This is a genomic window from Nonomuraea sp. PA05 (assembly GCF_008086045.1).
Taxonomy (GTDB): domain Bacteria; phylum Actinomycetota; class Actinomycetes; order Streptosporangiales; family Streptosporangiaceae; genus Nonomuraea; species Nonomuraea monospora.
Genome location: NZ_VSEY01000005.1, coordinates 140690 through 160196, shown reverse-complemented (window position 1 = coordinate 160196; position 19507 = coordinate 140690). Strand labels below are relative to the sequence as shown.

Sequence of the window (19507 nt, the reverse complement as noted above, 5' to 3'; positions counted from 1 at the left end):
GCTCAGCCCTCCTCGGGGACCCAGGCGGGCGGGCGCTTGGCCATGAACGCCGCGATGCCCTCCTGCCCCTCCGCCGAGGTGAAGCGCTCGGCCGACAGCTCGCTCATCTGCCGCAGCCCGTCCTGGAACGACGTCGCCGGCACCTCCCTGACGAGCCGCTTGGTGATCGCCAGCGCCTCCGGGCCGCCCATCGTGAGCATCCCGGTGTAACGGGCCACGGCCGTGTCGAGCTCTTCGGGCGGGACGGCCGCCGACAGCAGGCCGATCTCCACCGCGCGGGCCGCGTCGAAGACCTCGCCGGTCAGGAAGTACTCGGCCGCCGCACGGGGGCTCAGCCTGCGCAGCACCGGCACGGCGATCATGGCGGGCGCCACGCCGAGGCGTACCTCCGTGAACGCGAACGACGCCGTCAGCGGCGCGATCGCGAAGTCGCACGCGGCCACCAGCCCCAGGCCGCCCGCCCGCGCGGTGCCGTTGAGCCGGCAGACCACCGGCTTCGGGCTCTCCCAGATCGACTCCAGGATCTCCGGGAACGACGCCGTGACCGGCGCTCCCGAGGCGCGCTGCTCCTTGAGGTCGGCTCCCGAGCAGAACACGTGCCCCGTCGCGGTCAGCACGATCACCCTGGCCGCCGGCTCGGCCAGCGCCCAGGCCAGCCGGTCGGCCAGCTCGGCGAGCAGGCGGGTGGACAGCGCGTTGCGGTTGTGCGGCGAGTCCAGCGTGATCGTCGCGACGCCGCCCGCCAGCTCCTGGTGCACCAGGTCCGTCATGAGTCCCCCTCCTGGATGATCACCAGCACGGCTCCGGCGTCCACCTGGCTGCCCTTCTCCACGTGCACGGCGGACACCACGCCGCCCGCCGGGGCGGTGACCCGGTGCTCCATCTTCATCGCCTCCAGCACCAGGACCGCCTGGCCCTTCACCACCCGATCACCCGGCTCCACCTCGACCCGCAGCACGTTACCCGGCATGGGGGCCAGGAGGGAGCCGGGCGCGACGTGCTCGGCGGGTTCGGGCAGGCGGGGGACGGGGGTCAGCTCGGCGTGGCCGTCCGCGTGGTCGACGCACACGCTGCCGGGGTAGTGGCTGATCTCGTACGTGCGGCGCAGGCCGTCGCATTCCAGGACCACCCGGTACGGGTCCGCGTCCGCGACGGTGACGCCCTCGGGGAGCGGGTCGTAGGTCACCTCGCCGAGCTCCTCGAAGCGGAGGGCGCGGGGCTGGGAGCGCACGTTGCGCCAGCCGCCGGGGAGGCCGGGCAAGACGCGGGCGCGGCTGCGGTTGAGCGCCGCGAGCGCGAGGGCGGCGGCGAGCCCCGCACCCTCGTCGATGGCTGGAGGAGTGGTCTGGAGGGGGCCCTCAGGAGACAGGAAATCGGTGTGCGTGTCACCCGCCACAAAATCCCGATTCGTCAGGATATTTACCAGCAATTCGCGATTTGTGGTCAGACCGTGCAACCGCGCCCCGCGCAACGCCGACACCAGCCTGCGCACCGCCTCCCCCCGAGTCGCCCCATGCGCCACCACCTTGGCCAGCAACGCGTCGTAGTGCGGCGACACCACCGATCCCGACTCCACCCCGGCGTCCACCCGAACCCCACCCGGGATCTCGAACCGCCGCAACACCCCGGCCTGCGGCACGTACCCGGCGTCCTCCGCGTACAGCCGCGCCTCGACCGCCCACCCGGACGGCGACGGCGGCGCGGCGGGCAGCGCGGCGCCCTCCGCCACCTCGATCTGCAGCCGGACCAGGTCCACGCCGTACACCAGCTCGGTCACCGGATGCTCGACCTGGAGCCGGGTGTTCATCTCCAGGAACGCCACCCGGTCCGCCGCGACCAGGAACTCCACCGTCCCGGCTCCGACGTACCCGATGGTGCGGGCCGCGCGGACCGCGGCCTCGTACAGCAGCGTACGCGTCGCCTCCGAGACGCCGGGCGAGGGGCACTCCTCGACCACCTTCTGGTGCCGCCGCTGCACGCTGCACTCGCGCTCGCCCAGCGCCCACACCGTCCCGTGCCGGTCGGCCAGCACCTGGACCTCCACGTGCCTGGCCCGCTCCAGCAGCGGCTCGGCGAACACCGTGCCGTCGCCGAAGGCGGCGGCGGCCTCGCGCCGCGCCGACTCCACCGCCCCGGCCAGCTCCCCCGGCTCGCGCACCACCCGCATGCCGCGCCCGCCGCCGCCCGCCGACGCCTTCACCAGCAGCGGGAACTCCTCCGGGACGGCGAGGTCGAGCGAGGGCAGCACCGGCACCCCGGCGTCCGCCATCAGCCGCTTCGCCCCGATCTTGACGCCCATGGCCGCGATCGCCTCGGGCGGCGGCCCCACCCACACCAGCCCGGCCGCCAGCACCTCCCGGGCGAAGTCCGCGCTCTCCGACAGGAAACCGTAGCCGGGATGCACGGCGTCCGCACCCGAGGCGCGGCAGGCCGCCAGGAGCCGCGCCACGTCCAGGTACGTGTCCGCCGGGCGGGTGCCGGGCAGGCGTACCGCCAGGTCGGCCTCGGCCACGTGCGGCGCGTCCGCGTCGGCGTCGGAGAACACCGCCACCGTGGAGATGCCGAGCTCACGGCAGGTGCGGAAGACGCGGCGGGCGATCTCGCCCCGGTTCGCGACGAGCAGGCGAGTGATCACGGCCGGAACACCCCGAACCCCGCCGCCTCGGGCACCGGCGCGCTGTTGATCGCCGACAGGCACAGGCCCAGCACCGTACGGGTGTCGCGCGGATCGATCACCCCGTCGTCGTACAGGCGCCCCGACAGGAAGAAGGCCAGCGACTCGGCCTCGATCTGCGCCTCCACCATCGCCCGCATCTCCGCGTCGGCCTCCTCGTCGAACGTCTGCCCCCTGGCCAGCGCCGAGGCCCGCCCCACGATGGACAACACCCCGGCGAGCTGCGCGGGGCCCATCACCGCCGACTTCGCGCTCGGCCAGCTGAACAGGAAACGAGGGTCGTAGGCGCGCCCGCACATGCCGTAGTTGCCCGCCCCGTACGAGGCGCCCATGACGACCGTCAGATGCGGCACCGTCGAGTTGGACACCGCGTTGATCATCATGGCGCCGTGCTTGATGATGCCGCCCTGCTCGTAGTCCTTGCCGACCATGTAGCCGGTCGTGTTCTGCAGGAACAGCAGCGGCGTGCGCGACTGGTTCGCGAGCTGGATGAACTGCGTGGCCTTCTGCGACTCCTCGCTGAACAGCACCCCGCGCGCGTTCGCCAGCACCCCCACCCGATAGCCGTGGATCCGCGCCCACCCCGTCACCAGCGAGGCCCCGTACAGCGGCTTGAACTCCTCGAAGACGCTCCCGTCCACCACCCGCGCGATCACCTCGCGCGGGTCGAACGGCACCTTCAGATCCTCCGGCACGATCCCCAGCAACTCGTCCGCCGCGAACACCGGCTCCGCCACGTCCGGGTCGGGCGCGCGGCCCAGCTTCCGCCAGCCCAGCGAGGCGATGACGCGCCGCCCGATCCGCAGCGCGTCGTACTCGTCCTGCGCCAGGTAGTCGGCCAGCCCGCTCACCCTGGCGTGCATCTCGGCGCCGCCCAGCGACTCGTCGTCCGACTCCTCGCCCGTCGCCATCTTGACCAGCGGCGGACCGCCCAGGAACACCTTGGCCCGCTCCCGCACCATCACCACGTGGTCGCTCATCCCGGGCACGTACGCGCCGCCCGCCGTCGAGTTGCCGAACACCAGCGCCACCGTCGGCACCCCCGCCGCCGACAGCCTGGTCAGATCGCGGAAGATCTGCCCGCCAGGGATGAAGATCTCCTTCTGCGTCGGCAGGTCCGCGCCGCCGCTCTCCACCAGATTCACGTACGGCAGCCGGTTGCGCAGCGCGATCTCCGCCGAGCGCAGGGTCTTCTTCAGCGTCCACGGGTTCGACGCGCCGCCGCGCACCGTGGGATCGTTCGCCGTGATCACACACTCGACGCCCTCGATCACCCCGATGCCCGTCACCACGCTGGCACCCACGGGGAACTCGCTGCCCCACGCCGCCAGCGGCGACAGCTCCAGGAACGGGGAGTCGGGGTCGATCAGCAGCTCCACGCGCTCCCTGGCCAGCAGCTTGCCGCGGGCGCGGTGCCGCTGGACGTACTTCTCGCCGCCGCCCGCAACGGCCTTGGCGTGCTCGGTGTCGAGGTCGGCCAGCTTGGCGAGCATCGCGTCGCGTCTGGCTCGGTAGTCGTCGCCTTCGGTGTCGAGGCTGGTCCCGACGATCATTCAAGCACGCTAGCTCAGGGATGGAACGAGCCGCCACCCTGTGGTGGGTGGCGGCTCGATCGCGTTCTGGGTCAGGTGCAGTGGCTCCAGCCGGACTTCCAGGTGTACGGGCCCCACGTGCCGCCCCAGATCACGCACTTCTTGGCGGCGGCCAGCCGGATCGGGCCGGCGTACGCCGTGAAGTTGCCCGGGTTGCTTGCGGAGGAACCCCCCTTGACCTGCAGAATCGCGTTCATCTTCGCCTTGTTGGGATAGACGTAGCGCGACATGGTGACCACGCAGTTCTTGCCCGCGCTGCTGTTGTAAAGCAGGTAGATCGTGGCGTTGTTACTCCCCAGCGTCCGCGAGTTGATGACCTTGTAGCCGGAGCCGCAGACCGAGGTCGCCTTGTAGGGGTTGAGCTTCAGGCTCTGGGGCGGCTTGCCGGTCGCGGTCACGGTCACCGTCGGTCCCTGAGACGGCTTCTCCGTAGGCTCGAGGTCCGGCTCGATCAAGGTCGTCTTCTTGGTCTTGGACGGCTTGGGCGTGGGGGTGGGCTCGGGCTGCTTCGTGGTGGTCTGCGGGCGTGGAGCCTGCGTCACCGGGTCGGGAACCTGAGCGATGGGCTCCTTCGTCGGCTTCTTGGTCTTCTTCGTCTCTTCCGGCTCGATGTCCAGCGTCGGCACCGGGGCGGCGCTGTCCGTCGGGAACGTCACCGGAGGGGACTGCTCGACCGGGGCCTCGCCGGGCTGGCCCGCGCCTGAGCCGCCGTCGGTCTCGCTGGCGGAGTTGCCCACCGCGACTATCGGCGTCTGCTTGCTGTTGGCCTGCACGACCACGGCGCCGACCACGACCAGCAGCGCGGCTGCTGCGGCGCCCGACAGGGCGAGGGTCAGGGTGCGGCGCTGCTTGGCGGGTGCGCCGCCGGCGGGGCGCGTACCGGCCGCGCCACCGGGGCCTGCCGCGCCACCCGGGCCGGTCGGGCCGTTGGGCCTGCCGGGGCCGCCCGCTCCGCCGCGACCGCCTGGGCCGCCTTGGACACCCGGGGCGCCCAGTCCGCCGGGAGCGCCTTGACTGCCCGGAATGCCTGGCCCGCCCGGGCCTGCGGGGCCGCCGTGGGGGCCTGCCTGGAAGGGCTGGCCGCCGTTGGGACCGCCGGGCATCCCAGAGCCGTGCGGCATCCCGCCGTGTGGCGCGCCGCCCTGAGCGGGGCCGCCGTGCGGGCTGTTGCCTGCGGGGCCGCCGCCATAAGGCAGACCGGCCGCGGGTCCGTTGCCTGGAGCACCGCCCTGCGCCGGGTTGCCCGGCATGCCACCCTGAGCCGGGGTGCCTGGCGCACCAGCCTGAGCAGGGTTGCCCGAAGGACCGGCATGCTGGGTGCCGCCCTGAGCCGGGCCGCCGTGCTGAGCGCCGCCGTGGGCAAGGCCGCCCTGAGCCGGGCCGCCGCCGTGAACGGGCCCGCCCTGGCCTGGAGCGCCCTGGCCTGGACCGCCGTGCGGTGCACCGGCGGCAGCCGGTCCGCCCTGGGCTGAGGCCGCCTGGTGGCTGTAGTCGCCCGTCTGCGGCGGAGGAAGCTGCTGAGGCCCGGTCGGCTGGTGCCACGGCCCGGGGTAGTGATCCTGCCCCGAAGCCTCCGCACCCTCGACCCGGGTCACACCCGCGGCAGCCGCGGCGGCGGCTCCCGCGGCCTTCTGGTTGCCCGTGACAGGCTCGACGGCGGCCTTGGGCGCCGGCTGCCCCGTGAGGTGCACGATCAGCTCATCGGCGCTGGGCCGCTGCGCCGGGTCCTTGGACAGGCAGGCGGCCACCAGCTCACCCAGCAGCCCCTCCATCTTCCCGAGCTCCGGCTCCTCGTTGAGGATCCGGTTCATCACGACGGGAATGGAGTCGGCCCCGAACGCGGGCTTCCCGGTGGCGGCGAACACCATGGTGACGCCCCAGGCGAACACGTCGGCCGCCTCGGACACCTGCGCCCCGCTGAGCTGCTCGGGCGCCAGGTAGGAGGGCGTTCCCATGGCCATGCCGGTGGCGGTCGCCCCAGGCGAGTCGAGTGCCCTGGCGATGCCGAAGTCGATCACGACGGGCCCTTCGGGGCCCATCAGCACGTTGGCGGGCTTGAAGTCGCGGTGCAGGATCCCGGCGCGGTGGATGGCCGCGAGGGCGGTGGCGGTACTGATGGCCAGGCGTTCCAGGGCGGCGCCCCGTCGCGGTCCCTCGTTGATGACCATCTCGCGCAGGGAGGGCCCCGGCACGTACTCGCTGACGATGTACGGCTTGCTGCCGTCGAGGTCGGCGTGGAGCACTGGAGCGGTGCAGAACCGGGCGACGCGCTGCGCGACCGCCACTTCGCGCAGGAAGCGCGTCCTGGCGTCGGCGTCCGCCACCAGGGCCTGGTGCAGCAGCTTGACGGCGACTTGTTCCCCCGAGTCGCTCTTGCCGAGATAGACGATGCCCTGGCCGCCCTCGCCGAGCCGGGCGACGATGTCATACGCCCCCAGCCGCCGCGGATCGTCCGCCGCCAACGGCTGGAACTGATTCACGTCGGACCCCCATCACAACCCAATAGATGTGGCAAGACGCTACCAGCGTGAACCTTGGGGCGTCTGCCGGACCTGTCAGAAGTTTCACCTTTTGACGAGATAAGTCAGGCTTTCGTCGCAGGTCGTGTACGCCTCGACGCCCAAGGTCACGGCTTGGTGAAGGGAGCGGTTCGGGCAACTGAGCGGTTCGGTGAAGGGAACGGTCTAGATCGCCTTGCCGGGGTTGAGGATGCCGAGGGGGTCGAACACGCCCTTGATCCCCCGCTGCAGCTCATGCGCCACCGGCCCCGCCTCCAGCGCCAGCCAGTGCTGCTTCAGCAGCCCCACGCCGTGCTCCCCGGTGAGCGTGCCGCCGAGCTCCAGCGCGTCCTTGAACACCTGGTCCGCCGCGGCCCACACCTCGGGGGGCGGTTCTAGGGTGCCGTGCTCGAAGATGAAGACCGGGTGCAGGTTGCCGTCGCCGGCGTGCGCGACCGTGGCGATCCGCACCCCGTGCCGCGCAGCGGCGGCCTCGATCCTGCCGATCATCTCGGCCAGCGCGGAGCGGGGCACGCACACGTCCTCGACCAGGCAGGCGCCCTGCCGCTCCTTGGCCCCGTACGCCAGCCGCCGCAGCCCGATCAGCTCGTCCGCCTCCTGCGGGCTGGAGGAGACGGCGACGAACGAGGCGCCGTTCTCGGTGCAGATGCGCTCCATGCGCTCGACGGCGGCCTGGCTGTCGGCGGCGTCGGACTGGCCGATGAGCATGGCCTGCGTGCTGGGTTCGAGCCCGATGTTGCGCCACTCGTCGATGGCGGCCAGCGTGGCCCGGTCGAGCAGCTCCATGAGCGACGGCTGGCAGCCCGCCGCCATGATCGCCGAAACGGCCGCTCCGGCGTCCCGGAGTGAGGAGAAGTCGGCCGCGAACGTCGCGGGCGGCGTCGCGGGCGCGCGCCGCAGCCGCACGGTGGCGGCGGTGATCACGCCGAGCGTGCCCTCCGAGCCGACGAACAGCCCGGTCAGGTCGTAGCCGGTGACGCCCTTCATCGTGCGCCGCCCGGTGTTCAGCACCCGGCCGTCGGCCAGCACGACTTCAAGGCCGAGCGCCGAGTCCCTGGTCACGCCGTACTTCACGCAGCGCAGCCCGCCGGCGTTGGTGGCCAGGTTCCCGCCGATGGTGGAGATCTCGTACGAGGACGGGTCCGGCGCGTACATCAACCCGTGTTCCTTGGCGGCCTTGTCCAGGTCGGCGGTGATGACGCCGGGCTCGACGACGGCGATCTCGTCGGCGGGGGACAGCTCCCTGATGGCCGTCATTCTGGCCAGCGACAGGATGAGCGAGCCGTCGCCGGCCACGGACGCGCCGGCCAGGCCGGTGCCGCCGCCGCGCGGCACCACGGGCACCCGGTGCTCGGTGGCCCACTTCATGGTGGTGACCACGTCGTCGCGGGAGGTGGCGAGCACCACACCGAGCGGTTTGCCGGGTTCGAGGAACGTGCGGTCGCGGGCGTAGGAGTCGATCACGTCGGGGTCGGTCAGGACGCGGGCATCGGACAGAGCGTCCACCAGGGCATCAATCGGTCTCACACTATGCACCTTATGGTTTGCGCAGCGCGTTCCTTAAGGCCAGACTGCCCGGGTGAAAGTCGGGTGCCCGGTGTGTACGGAGGCTGACCAGGTTGTCGCGGTTCCTGGAGCGGTGGCGGCCGGGACGACGTACAAGATAGGGCGGGTCAGGTTACCGGGCACGCGCGAGGTCGCGGACCTGCCCACGCAGGCGGCGCTGGGCGCGTCCAAGCACGTCATGAGCCGCACGCAGCTCGCGGTGTGGCTGTCGTTCCCCAGCCGCCACTACACGCCGTGGGCCAGGAACCAGGGGTACGTGCTGCTGCTGGTCGCGGCCCTGGTGCACCTCGTCGTGTCGCTGGTGATCGCGATGGGCCAGGACCCGAACTGGGGCGAGGTGCTGCTGGCCCCGTTCTGCCTGACGGGCCTGTTCTGGGGGTTCGGCCTGCTGAACGTGCTCGGCGCGCACGGCGCACGCAAGCGCGACACGCTGGAGGCGCCCGCCAGGGAGAAGGCGCTGGGCGTCTGGGAGGGCCTGTTCTACTGCGCGCGCGACAACGTCGTCTTCGAGCCGGGCGTGGATGTGACGTTCCACCCGAGCGAGACGCGCGAGTACATCTTCGGCTTCAGGAACGGCGGCGGCCCCCGCCGCTGAACAGGGCGAGGGCCGCGTGGCCTGAACGGGTCAGGCGTGCTCTTCCGCCACCAGGCGGACGCAGACGGCCAGGCCGTCGATGGCCTGCTCCAGCTCCTGGAGGTCCGGGTAGGTGGGCGCGATCCTGATCGTGCGGTCGTCGGGGTCCTTGCCGTACGGGTGCGTGGCCCCGGCGGGCGTCAGCGCGATGCCGGCCGCCTTGGCCTTGGCCACCACCTCGGCGGCGTGCGGCACCTCCAGGCTGATGAAGTAGCCGCCCCGCGGGCTGGTCCAGGAGGCCAGGTCACCGAGCCGCTCGGTCAGCACCTTGTCGACCAGCTCGAACTTCGGCCCGATCAGCTCGGCGTGCCGCCGCATGTGCGCGGCCACGCCTGCGCCGTCACGCAGGAACTCCACGTGCCGGAGCTGGTTGATCTTGTCGGGCCCGATCGACTGCTTCGAGGTGTTGTGCAGGAACCACTTCACGTTCGCCGGCGAGCCGCCGAAGAACGAGACGCCGGAGCCGGCCAGCGTCACCTTCGAGGTCGAGGCGTAGACGAACACCCGGTCGGCGTTGCCGGCCTCAGCGGCCCGCGCCAGCAGGTCGGCCAGCTCGTCGGGGGTGTCGGTGAGGTGGTGCACCGCGTACGCGTTGTCCCAGAAGATCCGGAAGTCGGGCGCGGCCGTGGACATGGCGGCCAGCCTGCGCACGGTCGCGTCGCTGTAGGTGATGCCGGACGGGTTGCTGTACTTCGGCACGCACCACATGCCCTTGACGCCGGCGTCCTCGGCGACCAGGCGCTCGACGACGTCCATGTCGGGGCCGTCCGCGTTCATCGGGACGGGGACCATCTTGATCCCGAACCGCTCGCAGATGGTGAAATGCCGGTCGTATCCGGGCACCGGGCACAGGAACGTGATCTCCGGCTCCTCGACCCAGCGGCGCGCGGCGCCCGGCACCGGGCTGAGCAGCGCGTGCACCACGGTGTCGTGCATCATCGCCAGGCTGGAGTTGCCGCCGACGACGAGCTGCTCCGCCGGCACCTGCACCAGCGGCGCGAACAGCTCGCGCAGCTCGGCCAGGCCCTGGAGGTTGCCGTAGTTGCGGCCGTCGGTGCCGTCGGCCGCCCGGTACGTGCTGGGCAGTTTCAGCAGATCATCGGAGAGGTCGAGCTGGCGCGGCGACGGCTTGCCCCGGGTGAGGTCGAGCGAGAGCCCTCGCTGGACGAGGTCGGCGTAGTCACGCTGGGCGGTCACGAGCATCTCCTCCGATTCTGAGTGGCCTACGAAGGATAGAAGATGTCACCAGGTAGGCCGGTAGATATCCGCAATGTGGACGCCGCGCGCCCAAACCTTCGCAAGGCAATCACAAAGAACGCCTAGCCGAGCGGCGATCGTTGGCGTGGAATGGGTAGATCGGGGCAGGCCCAACTCCGCGTCGGAGGGAGCAGCCGTGACGACCGTTCGAGAGTCCTCGATCGAGCAGGTCAGGCGCCGTCGTACCGGGACCATCATCGCCTCCTGGTTGTCGACGACAGACCACAAGGTCATCGGGTACCTCTACCTGATCACCTCGTTCGGGTTCTTCCTCATCGCGGGCGTCATGGCCATGTTCATGCGGGCCGAGCTGGCCGCGCCCGGCATGCAGATCGTCTCCCAGCAGCAGTACAACCAGCTCTTCACCATCCACGGCACGCTGATGCTGCTGATGTTCGCCACCCCGCTGTTCGCCGGGTTCGCGAACGTGGTGATGCCGCTGCAGATCGGCGCGCCCGACGTGGCCTTCCCGCGGCTGAACGCGGTGGCGTACTGGCTGTTCCTGTTCGGCGGGCTGATGGTGGTGGCCGGGTTCTTCACGCCGGGCGGTGCCGCCGACTTCGGCTGGTTCGCGTACACGCCGCTGTCGTCGGCGACGTACTCGCCGCAGATCGGCGGCGACCTGTGGATCATGGGCCTGGCGCTCTCAGGGCTCGGCACGATCCTCGGCGCGGTCAACTTCATCACCACGATCATCGGCATGCGCGCGCCCGGCATGACCATGTTCCGGATGCCGCTGTTCACCTGGAACGTGCTGCTGACCAGCATGCTCGTGCTGATGGCGTTCCCCGTGCTGGCCGCGGCGCTGCTGGTGCTGGAGGCGGACCGCAAGCTCGGCACGCAGGTCTTCGTGGCCGACAACGGCGGGCCGCTGCTCTGGCAGCACCTGTTCTGGTTCTTCGGCCATCCCGAGGTCTACATCATCGCGCTGCCGTTCTTCGGGATCATCACCGAGGTCATCCCGGTCTTCAGCCGCAAACCGATCTTCGGCTACATGAGCCTGGTCGGGGCCACGATCGCGATCGCCGGACTGTCGATGACGGTGTGGGCGCACCACATGTTCCCGACCGGGCAGGTGCTGCTGCCGTTCTTCTCGTTCATGACGTTCCTCATCGCGGTGCCCACCGGGGTGAAGTTCTTCAACTGGATCGGCACGATGTGGCGGGGCCATCTGTCGTTCGAGACGCCGATGCTGTTCGCGGTCGGCTTCCTCATCACGTTCCTGCTAGGCGGCCTGACCGGGATCATCCTGGCCTCCCCGCCGCTCGACTTCCACATCAGCGACACCTACTTCGTCGTCGCCCACTTCCACTACGTGGTCTTCGGCACCGTCGTGTTCGCCATGTTCTCGGGCTTCTACTTCTGGTGGCCCAAGATGACCGGCCGGATGCTCGACGACCGGCTCGGCAAGCTGCACTTCTGGACGCTGTTCGTCGGCTTCCACACCACGTTCTGGGTGCAGCACGCGCTCGGGCAGCTCGGCATGCCCAGGCGCTACGCCGACTACGGCCCCGCTGACGGCTTCACCGCGCTCAACGAGCTCTCCTCCATCGGCGCGTTCCTGCTGGGCGCCTCGACGCTGCCGTTCCTCTACAACGTGTGGAAGACCGCCAGGTACGCGCCCAAGGTCACGCTCGACGACCCGTGGGGCTACGGCAACTCCCTGGAATGGGCGACGAGCTGCCCGCCGCCGCGCCACAACTTCACCCGCATGCCGCCCATCCGCTCGGAACGCCCGGCCTTCGACCTGCACTACCCGCACGAGGAGCCCGAGCAGGCCGACGAGAAGCCGGAAGCGGAGCAGGGCGGCGCTCCCGAGGTGCCGCCGCGCCAGGACGAGCCCGGCTGACCTCTCCTCCATGATGTTTCGCCTATCTAGGGAGATCGGCGATGACAGGCACGAAGATTCCCTTCGACCCCGAGACGGCCCCCTGCGGGAAGAAGTCCGGAGGTGATCGCCTCGTCGACGACGACGGCTACGGCCTGGTCATCCGCGACCAGCTCTTCGACTGCGGCTGCCGGCGCATCCGGCACGAGTACCACGACGGCAGCATCCACCTGTCGGCCATCCGCCACGACGGCAAGCGGGTGAAGGACCCGATACAGCCGGACCAGGGGAAGTGACGTCAATGATCGATGTGCTCATCGTCGGGGGAGGCGGAGCCGGATTGCGGGCGGCCGTCGCGGTCGCCGAGACGGATCCTTCGCTGAAGGTGGCGGTCGTGTCGAAGGTCTATCCGATGCGCAGCCACACCGTCTCCGCCGAGGGCGGCGCCGCCGCGGTGATCGGCGCCGGTGACACGCTCGACGAGCACTGCTACGACACGATCTCCGGCGGCGACTGGCTGTGCGACCAGGACGCGGTGGAGGCGTTCGTGGCCGAGGCGCCCAGGGAGCTGATCCAGCTCGAACACTGGGGCTGCCCCTGGAGCCGCGAGAGCGACGGCCGCGTGGCGGTGCGGCCGTTCGGCGGGATGAAGAAGATGCGCACCTGGTACGCGGCCGACAAGACCGGCTTCCACCTGCTGCACACGCTCTTCCAGACGACACTGAAATATCAGGACATCATCAGGTACGACGAGTGGTACGTCACCAAGCTCGTCGTGGACGACGGCCGCGTCCACGGCGTCGTGGCCGTGGAGCTGCGCACCGGCCGCATCGAGACCATCCCCGCCAGGACCGTCATCCTGGCCACCGGCGGCTGCGGCAAGGTCTTCCCCTTCACCACCAACGCCGCCATCAAGACCGGCGACGGCATGGCGCTGGCCTACCGGGAGGGCGCGCCGCTGAAGGACATGGAGTTCGTCCAGTACCACCCCACCGGCCTGCCGTTCACCGGCATCCTCATCACCGAGGCGGCCAGGGCGGAGGGCGGCTGGCTGATCAACAAGGACGGCTACCGCTACTTACAGGACTACGACCTGGGCAAGCCTACGCCCGCCCCGAAGCTGCGCAGCATGGAGCTGGGCCCGCGCGACCGGCTGTCGCAGGCGTTCGTGCACGAGCAGCACAAGGGCCGCACCGTGGACACCCCGTACGGGCCCGTCGTCTACCTGGACCTGCGCCACCTGGGCGAGGGCAAGATCGACGCGCGCATCCCGTTCGTGCGCGAGCTGTGCCGCAGCTACCAGAACCTCGACCCGGCCACCGACCTCATCCCGGTACGCCCGGTCGTGCACTACATGATGGGCGGCGTCCACACCGACCTCGACGGCGCCACCCCGATCGCGGGACTGTTCGCGGCGGGGGAGACGGCCTGCGTGAGCATCAACGGGGCCAACCGGCTGGGCTCCAACTCGCTGCCCGAGATCCTGGTGTTCGGCCGCCGGGCGGGTCTCGCGGCGGCCTCGTTCGCGAAGGAGCACCGCGAGGGCGAGCCGCCGGCCGTACGGAGTCAGGGGGGTGACGAGCGGCGGCGTCTGGAGCGCGGGCGGGACAGCGGCGGGAACGGCGAGCGGATCGCCGACCTGCGCGAGCAGATGCAGCACACCCTCGAAGGGGCGGCCGGCATCTACCGCACGGGCGACGAGCTGGCCAAGGCCGTGGACACGCTGGCGGACCTGCGCGAGCGGGCCGCGGAGGCGCGCGTCGAGGACGGCAGCACCGCCTTCAACACCGAGCTGATCAGCCTTCACGAGCTGCACAGCATGCTGGAGCTCGCGCAGACGATCGTCGCCTGCGCGCTGAACAGGCAGGAGTCGCGCGGCGCGCACCAGCGCACCGACTTCTCCGCCAGGGACGACGAGGCGTTCCTGGCGCACTCGCTGGTGCACCGCGCGCCGGACGGCACGCCGTCGGTCGGCCTGCTGCCCGTGACGATCACCCGCTGGCCTCCGGGAGAAAGGGTCTACGGCCGTGACTGACACCACGCCATCGGTACGGCAGGAGGCGGCCACGCGGACGATCCGGATGGAAGTGGCGAGGTACCGGCCGGGGCAGGACGCCGAGCCGGTGTTCCAGGGCTACGACGTGCCGCTGATGAGCGACTGGGCCGTGCTCGACGGCCTCAACCACATCAAGGACCAGCTCGACGGCAGCCTGTCCTACCGCTGGTCGTGCCGGATGGGCGTGTGCGGCTCGTGCGGCATGACGGTGAACGGCGAGGCACGGCTGACCTGCGGCACCTTCCTCACCGAGTACGGCGAGGGGCCGGTCAGGATCGAGCCGCTGAAGGGGTTCCCGGTGATCAGGGACCTGGTGGTGGACATCGAGGACTTCCTGGCCAAGCTGTCGTCCGTGCGGCCGTGGCTGATCAGGGAGGGCGAGGACCTGCCGCTGACCACCGAGTACGCCCAGACGCCCGAGCAACTGGAGGCGTACAAGCAGTACAGCATGTGCATCAACTGCCTGCTGTGCTACTCGGCCTGCCCGGTGTACGTGCTCGACCCCGACTTCCTCGGCCCGGCCGCCATCGCGCTGGCGCAGCGCTACAACCTGGACTCGCGTGACATGGGCGACCGGTTCGACGTGCTGAACCAGGACGACGCGGTGTGGGGGTGCACGTTCGTCGGCGAGTGCACGAAGGTGTGCCCGAAGCACGTGGATCCGGCCGAGGCCATCCAGCGCTACAAGCTGACCGCCGCTGTGCGTTCGGTGCTGCCGTGGAGCAGGCGATGAAGAACGAGGTCACTCCGGTCTACCGGCCGCGGCGCGACAACCTGTGGTTCGCCCGCACCCGCAACTACACGATCTTCGTGCTGCGCGAGCTGACCAGCGTCTTCGTGGCCTGGTCGATCGCCTTCCTGCTGATGCTGATCGCCGCGGTGCTCGACGGCTCGCCGGCCGCCTTCGCGGCGCTGGCGGCGCGGCCCTGGATGATCGCGCTCAACGTGCTGGCCCTGGCCGCGACCGCCTTCCACGCGGTCACGTTCCTGAACCTCGCGCCGAAGGCCACCGTGGTGCGGCTCGACGGTTACCGGCTGCCCGCGTGGATGATCCAGGGCGGCAACCACTCGTTGTGGCTGGCCGTGTCCCTGGTCATCACGTTCTTCGTGCTGAGGGGGTTCCGATGAGGCGGACGCTGGAGCCGTACCTGTGGCTGCTGTTCAGCGGCGGGGGAGTGGTGGCGGCGCTCGTGCTGCCGGTGCTGGTGCTGCTGTTCGGGGTGCTCATGCCGCTCGGGGTGGTGGACTGGCCGACCGCGGAGCACCTGCGCGGGCTGCTGGGCAACGTGCTGGTCAGGCTGGCGCTGGTCGTGGTGGTGGTGCTCTGTCTCTTCCACGCCGCGCACCGCATCCGTCACACCAGTGAGGAACTGCTCGGCATCGCCAGGTTCGACCTGCTCATCGCGCTGTTGTGTTACGGCGGGGCGATAACGGGCGGGGTTCTCGCGGTGATGTTGATGTTCTGAAATGTCGTAGTTTGATCACGTTTCAACAACGTACTTTACGTTGGGTTGACGCACCCCTTAGCGTCCGGCATTGCACACCCTATGGCCATGCGCCCGGCGATCCCGGGCAGAGAGGGTTCCTGGTGCCACGTACTAAGCGCCTGTTAGCAACGTTCCCGGCGGTCGCCCTCCTCGGCGCCGCCCTGTCCGCGCCGCCGGCCGCCGCGACGTCCGTCGCGAGCTACCAGCCCGGGGCCTCGGACTACTACATCAACTACGCTCCGCCGGCGGTCCCCCAGGACACCGAGGAGCCCGCGGTCGACAACGCGAGGGCCCGCTCGCTGACGCCCGCGCAGAAGTTCGACAGGAAGTTCAACAGCGGCAACCCGGTCACCGGCCGCATCCTCGCCGCCCGCGAGGAGCAGGCCATCAAGACCGGCCGCAACCCCGCTGAATGGATCTTCAAGAACACCAAGCAGGCCAAGACCGCCAAACTGCTGACGGTCCTCGTCGAGTTCAACGAGCAGGCCAACGACGACTTCTCCGGCTACAACCGGCTGCGCAGCACCCAGAGCGCCCCCGACGACTGCGTCGTCGAGCCGCCGGGCACGCTGCAGAACGGCCCGCTGCACAACCAGATCCCCGACCCGGCCACGCTGCCGCACAAGGACAACAACTCCTTCTGGGTCAAGGACTTCAGCACCGAGCACTTCAACAAGATGCTCTACACCGACAAGGGCATCACCGAGCGCGTGCGCCCGGACCTGAAGGACCCGCGCGACGGCAAGCCCGGCATCGACATCTCCGGCTTCACGATGAAGAAGATGTACGAGGAGATGTCCAAGGGCGCCTACTCCGTCACCGGCTCGGCCGTCGGCTGGATCAAGGTGCCGCACTCCGAGGCCTGGTACGGCGCCGCCGCCTGCGGCAACGCGCCCCAGGACATGTCCGGCCACCCGGACAACCCGCTCGGCGCCCAGCAGCTCCCCATCGACACGGTGAACGCGCTGGCCCAGGCCCAGCCCGGCTTCCCGTGGGCCGACTACGACGTCGAGGACATCTCCGACGCCGACGGTGACGGCAACTTCGCCGAGCCCGACGGCGTGATCGACCACCTCGTGCTCGTGCACGCCGGCAAGGACAAGTCCTCCGACGGCGGCGCCCAGGGCACGTACGCGATCTGGGCCCACTCCAGCGCGGTGGCCGGCGGCTACAAGGTGCCCGGCACCGACGTCAAGATCTCCAACTACATCGTGCAGCCCGAGGACTCCGGCGTCGGCGTCTTCGCCCACGAGTACGGCCACGACCTCGGCCTGCCCGACCTGTACGACACCTCGGGCGCGGCCAGCTCCGCCGTGGACTTCTGGGACCTCATGTCCAGCGGCTCCCACTCCGGCCCGATCTTCCAGTCGATGCCGAGCCACATGGGCCTGTGGGACAAGTGGGTGCTCGGCTGGGCGAACCCGAAGACGTTCAACCCCGGTGACGCCGCCAAGCTCGTCACCGTCGGCCAGTCCTCGCGCACGCCCAGGCTCACCCAGGACGGCATCCGCGTCAACCTGGCCTCCACGCCGCTCAAGATGATCGACGTGCACAGCGGCTCCAACGCCTGGTGGAGCGGCCTCGACCAGGACTGGGCCAACCTCAGCCTCCAGCGCGACCTGCCCGTCCCCGCCGGCACCGATCTCAAGCTGTGGATGTGGAACAACTACGAGATCGAGCAGGACTGGGACTTCGGCTTCGTCGAGGTCTCCACCGACGGCGGCGAGACGTGGACCCAGCAGAAGGTCTACGACGAGGCCGGCAACGAGGTCACGACGCCGGACGACTATCCGGACCCGTACAAGAACCTCAAGACCTTCGGCAACAAGAAGTACGGCCTCACCGGTGACACCGGCGGCGCCTGGCGGCACGACTACGTCAACCTGACGCCGTTCGCCGGTCAGACGATCAAGCTGCGGCTCACGTACAACACCGACGCCGCCTACCAGATGCGCGGCTGGCACGTGGACGACTTCGAGCTCACCAACGGCGGCGCCGCCGTGTGGAGCGACGACGTCGAGACCGACACGGGCTGGAAGCCCCTGCACGGCACGTTCACCAACACCAGCGGCACCGGCTGGACCCGCAACAACGGCGAGCGCGAGATCGAGCGCTTCTACCTCGCCGAGTGGCGCAACTTCGACGGCTTCGACAAGGGCCTGCAGTACACCTACGACACCGACTACCTCCGTGAAGGGGCGTGGAAGGTGCAGAAGGTGAAGTACAACGCGCCGGGCCTGCTCGTCTGGTACCGCGACTCGACGTACATCAACAACAACGTCGCCGACACCCTCAGGCAGCCGCCGAGCCTCGGCCCGAAGGGCAGCCTGCTCGTCGTGGACTCCCACTTCGAGCCGCTCCGCCGGACCGGCGTCGCGGCCGAGAAGGACCCGACGCTGCAGAAGAACCTGCAAGGACGGGTGCAGACCTCCAATGCCGCGTTCGGGTTCGGCAAGACGTACCCGTTCAAGGAGTGCCTGGAGGCGGCGGACGAGCCGTACAGCGAGTACTGCACGGACTTCCCCGCGCAGAAGGGCGTGTCCACCTTCACCGACGCCAAGACCTGGTACCCGGGTCTTGAGGTGATCAACGGCGGGCTGTACTTCCGCGACTCCGACGCCTCCGTGGTCGTTCCGTCCAAGGGCGACCAGGCGTACACCACCCGCGTGGTGCACCAGGACGGCACCCCGGCCACCGAGCTGTACGGCCAGGTGGCCGCCGGCTCCGTCCTCGGCACCGGCAACCCCGGTGACGAGGGCAAGGCGCTGGGTGTGCAGTTCAAGCTGGTGAGCCCGCTGCCCGGGAACCTGGGCGCGATCGTTCACGTGGTTCCCCCGAAGAAGTAATGAATCAGGGGGCCACCGGTAACTCCGTGGCCCCCTAACATTGATGACCATGAGCGAACTGCGCACCAAGGATGAGCACACCGAGGCGATCCGGCGGGATCGCCGGGTGGCGGTGGTGGTGAACACTCGCTCGCGCCGTGGCCGCCGTCACTACTTCGAGGTGATCGAGCAGATCCACAACCTCGGCTTCGAGCCGCTGGCGGAGCTGTCGGTCTACAACACCAAGAAGCTGCGCGACCTGCTCGACACCGCCCTCGCCACCGACCCCGACCTGCTCATCGTCGGTGGTGGCGACGGCACCCTGTCCACGGCCGTGCGCCACGTCGCCCACCGCGACGTGGCGCTCGGCGTGCTGCCGCTCGGCACCACCAACAACTTCGCGCGCAGCCTCGGCCTGCCGCTCGACCTGGCGGGGGCGATCAGGGTGTTCGCCACCGGCAAGGTGGCCGACATCGACCTCGGCATGGCCGACGACCGGCCGTTCGCCAACCTGGCCAGCTTCGGCGTCTCCGTCGAGGTGGCGGGCAAGGTCAAGCCGTGGCTCAAGCGCATCGTGGGCCGCCCCGCCTACCCGCTCACCGCGCTGACCATCCTGCCCGGCCACCGGGCGTTCCGCGCGTACATCACCGTCGAGGGGCAGCGCCACGAGCTGCTCACCCACCAGCTCAACATCGCCAACGGCCGCTTCCACGGCGGCTGGCAGGTGGCCAGGGACATCAGCATCGACAACGGCATGCTGGTCGCCTACCAGCTCGGCTCGGGCAAGAAGCTGCGGCTGCTCGGCGAGACCCTGCTGCGGGCGACGACGGGCCGCTGGCGCAGCCTGGCGGGCGGGCCGTTCGTGGTCGGCAGGGAGATGCTGCTGGAGACCGACCCGCCGATGGCCGCCGACGTGGACGGCGAGGTGCGGCTGCGCACTCCGATCAGGCTTCGCGTGGTCCCGAACGGAGTGCGCGTCATGGTGCCCGCCGCCTTCGAGGACCGCTGAGTCAGCGGCTCAGGTCCAGGAGAATCCCATGTTCTCGCCCTTTCCCTAGTCGCGGCTTCT

Annotated in this window: 14 protein-coding genes and 1 pseudogene; 9 read left to right on the top strand and 6 right to left on the bottom strand. The window is 70.1% G+C overall.

The window, feature by feature from the left end; translation table 11 throughout:
- Nucleotides 1-2 precede the first annotated feature (2 nt).
- The 5 genes from FXF51_RS09875 to FXF51_RS09855 all read right to left on the bottom strand — a co-directional run bounded on the left by FXF51_RS09875 (nt 3) and on the right by FXF51_RS09855 (nt 8312).
- Nucleotides 3-770 carry an enoyl-CoA hydratase-related protein gene (locus FXF51_RS09875; RefSeq protein WP_148433970.1) on the bottom strand — a complete coding sequence of 256 codons (768 nt, stop codon included), beginning with the start codon at nt 768-770 and terminating at the stop codon, nt 3-5.
- Nucleotides 767-2635 (bottom strand): biotin carboxylase N-terminal domain-containing protein, encoded by a 1869-nt coding sequence (locus FXF51_RS09870; RefSeq protein WP_148433969.1) that lies wholly within the window; start codon nt 2633-2635, stop codon nt 767-769. Before FXF51_RS09870 ends, FXF51_RS09875 begins: the two co-directional genes overlap by 4 nt.
- Nucleotides 2632-4227, bottom strand: a complete 1596-nt coding sequence (locus FXF51_RS09865) for an acyl-CoA carboxylase subunit beta (protein WP_148433968.1) — start codon at nt 4225-4227, stop codon at nt 2632-2634. Before FXF51_RS09865 ends, FXF51_RS09870 begins: the two co-directional genes overlap by 4 nt.
- 71 nt (nt 4228-4298) lie before the next feature.
- Nucleotides 4299-6746 (bottom strand): serine/threonine-protein kinase, encoded by a 2448-nt coding sequence (locus FXF51_RS62470; RefSeq protein WP_262379387.1) that lies wholly within the window; start codon nt 6744-6746, stop codon nt 4299-4301.
- 204 nt (nt 6747-6950) lie between these two features.
- Nucleotides 6951-8312, bottom strand: a complete 1362-nt coding sequence (locus tag FXF51_RS09855) for an FAD-binding oxidoreductase (protein WP_262379386.1) — start codon at nt 8310-8312, stop codon at nt 6951-6953.
- Between the two features lie 112 nt (nt 8313-8424).
- Here FXF51_RS09855 and FXF51_RS09850 point away from each other — a divergent pair, with 112 nt between their 5' ends.
- A complete protein-coding gene (locus FXF51_RS09850; RefSeq protein WP_148433967.1) occupies nt 8425-8946 on the top strand; it encodes a hypothetical protein in 522 nt (173 codons plus the stop codon).
- A gap of 30 nt (nt 8947-8976) precedes the next feature.
- Here FXF51_RS09850 and FXF51_RS09845 read toward each other — a convergent pair.
- A pseudogene (locus FXF51_RS09845) lies at nt 8977-10194 on the bottom strand (aminotransferase class I/II-fold pyridoxal phosphate-dependent enzyme); the annotation flags it as partial.
- Nucleotides 10195-10378: 184 nt separating this feature from the next.
- Between FXF51_RS09845 and ctaD the strand changes: the two are divergent.
- The 8 genes from ctaD (at nt 10379) to FXF51_RS09805 (ending at nt 19447) form a co-directional block, all read left to right on the top strand.
- Complete coding sequence (ctaD, locus tag FXF51_RS09840; protein ID WP_148433965.1) at nt 10379-12091, top strand: cytochrome c oxidase subunit I; 1713 nt, start codon at nt 10379-10381, stop codon at nt 12089-12091.
- A gap of 41 nt (nt 12092-12132) precedes the next feature.
- On the top strand, nt 12133-12366 hold the full coding sequence (locus FXF51_RS09835) for a hypothetical protein (RefSeq protein WP_148433964.1): 234 nt from the start codon (nt 12133-12135) through the stop codon (nt 12364-12366).
- Nucleotides 12367-12371: 5 nt separating this feature from the next.
- Complete coding sequence (gene frdA, locus FXF51_RS09830) at nt 12372-14105, top strand: fumarate reductase (quinol) flavoprotein subunit (RefSeq protein WP_222871220.1); 1734 nt, start codon at nt 12372-12374, stop codon at nt 14103-14105.
- On the top strand, nt 14098-14859 hold the full coding sequence (gene sdhB, locus FXF51_RS09825) for a succinate dehydrogenase iron-sulfur subunit (protein WP_262379385.1): 762 nt from the start codon (nt 14098-14100) through the stop codon (nt 14857-14859). Before frdA ends, sdhB begins: the two co-directional genes overlap by 8 nt.
- Nucleotides 14856-15254, top strand: coding sequence for a fumarate reductase subunit C (locus FXF51_RS09820; protein WP_148433962.1), 399 nt, complete (start codon nt 14856-14858; stop codon nt 15252-15254). Before sdhB ends, FXF51_RS09820 begins: the two co-directional genes overlap by 4 nt.
- Complete coding sequence (gene frdD / locus FXF51_RS09815) at nt 15251-15592, top strand: fumarate reductase subunit FrdD (RefSeq protein WP_148433961.1); 342 nt, start codon at nt 15251-15253, stop codon at nt 15590-15592. Before FXF51_RS09820 ends, frdD begins: the two co-directional genes overlap by 4 nt.
- Before the next feature lie 122 nt (nt 15593-15714).
- A complete protein-coding gene (locus FXF51_RS09810; protein WP_262379384.1) occupies nt 15715-18459 on the top strand; it encodes an immune inhibitor A in 2745 nt (914 codons plus the stop codon).
- A 49-nt stretch (nt 18460-18508) separates the two neighbouring features.
- Nucleotides 18509-19447, top strand: coding sequence for a diacylglycerol/lipid kinase family protein (locus FXF51_RS09805; RefSeq protein ID WP_148433960.1), 939 nt, complete (start codon nt 18509-18511; stop codon nt 19445-19447).
- Nucleotides 19448-19507: the final 60 nt, after the last annotated feature.

Excerpts from the sequence above, each read along its gene's own strand:
- FXF51_RS09875 (WP_148433970.1), bottom strand. The coding sequence starts at position 770 with ATGACGGACCTGGTGCACCAGGAGCTGGCGGGCGGCGTCGCGACGATC.
- frdD (WP_148433961.1), top strand. The coding sequence starts at position 15,251 with ATGAGGCGGACGCTGGAGCCGTACCTGTGGCTGCTGTTCAGCGGCGGG.
- FXF51_RS09865 (WP_148433968.1), bottom strand. The coding sequence starts at position 4,227 with ATGATCGTCGGGACCAGCCTCGACACCGAAGGCGACGACTACCGAGCC.
- frdA (WP_222871220.1), top strand. The coding sequence starts at position 12,372 with ATGATCGATGTGCTCATCGTCGGGGGAGGCGGAGCCGGATTGCGGGCG.
- FXF51_RS09835 (WP_148433964.1), top strand. The coding sequence starts at position 12,133 with ATGACAGGCACGAAGATTCCCTTCGACCCCGAGACGGCCCCCTGCGGG.
- FXF51_RS09805 (WP_148433960.1), top strand. The coding sequence starts at position 18,509 with ATGAGCGAACTGCGCACCAAGGATGAGCACACCGAGGCGATCCGGCGG.
- FXF51_RS09820 (WP_148433962.1), top strand. The coding sequence starts at position 14,856 with ATGAAGAACGAGGTCACTCCGGTCTACCGGCCGCGGCGCGACAACCTG.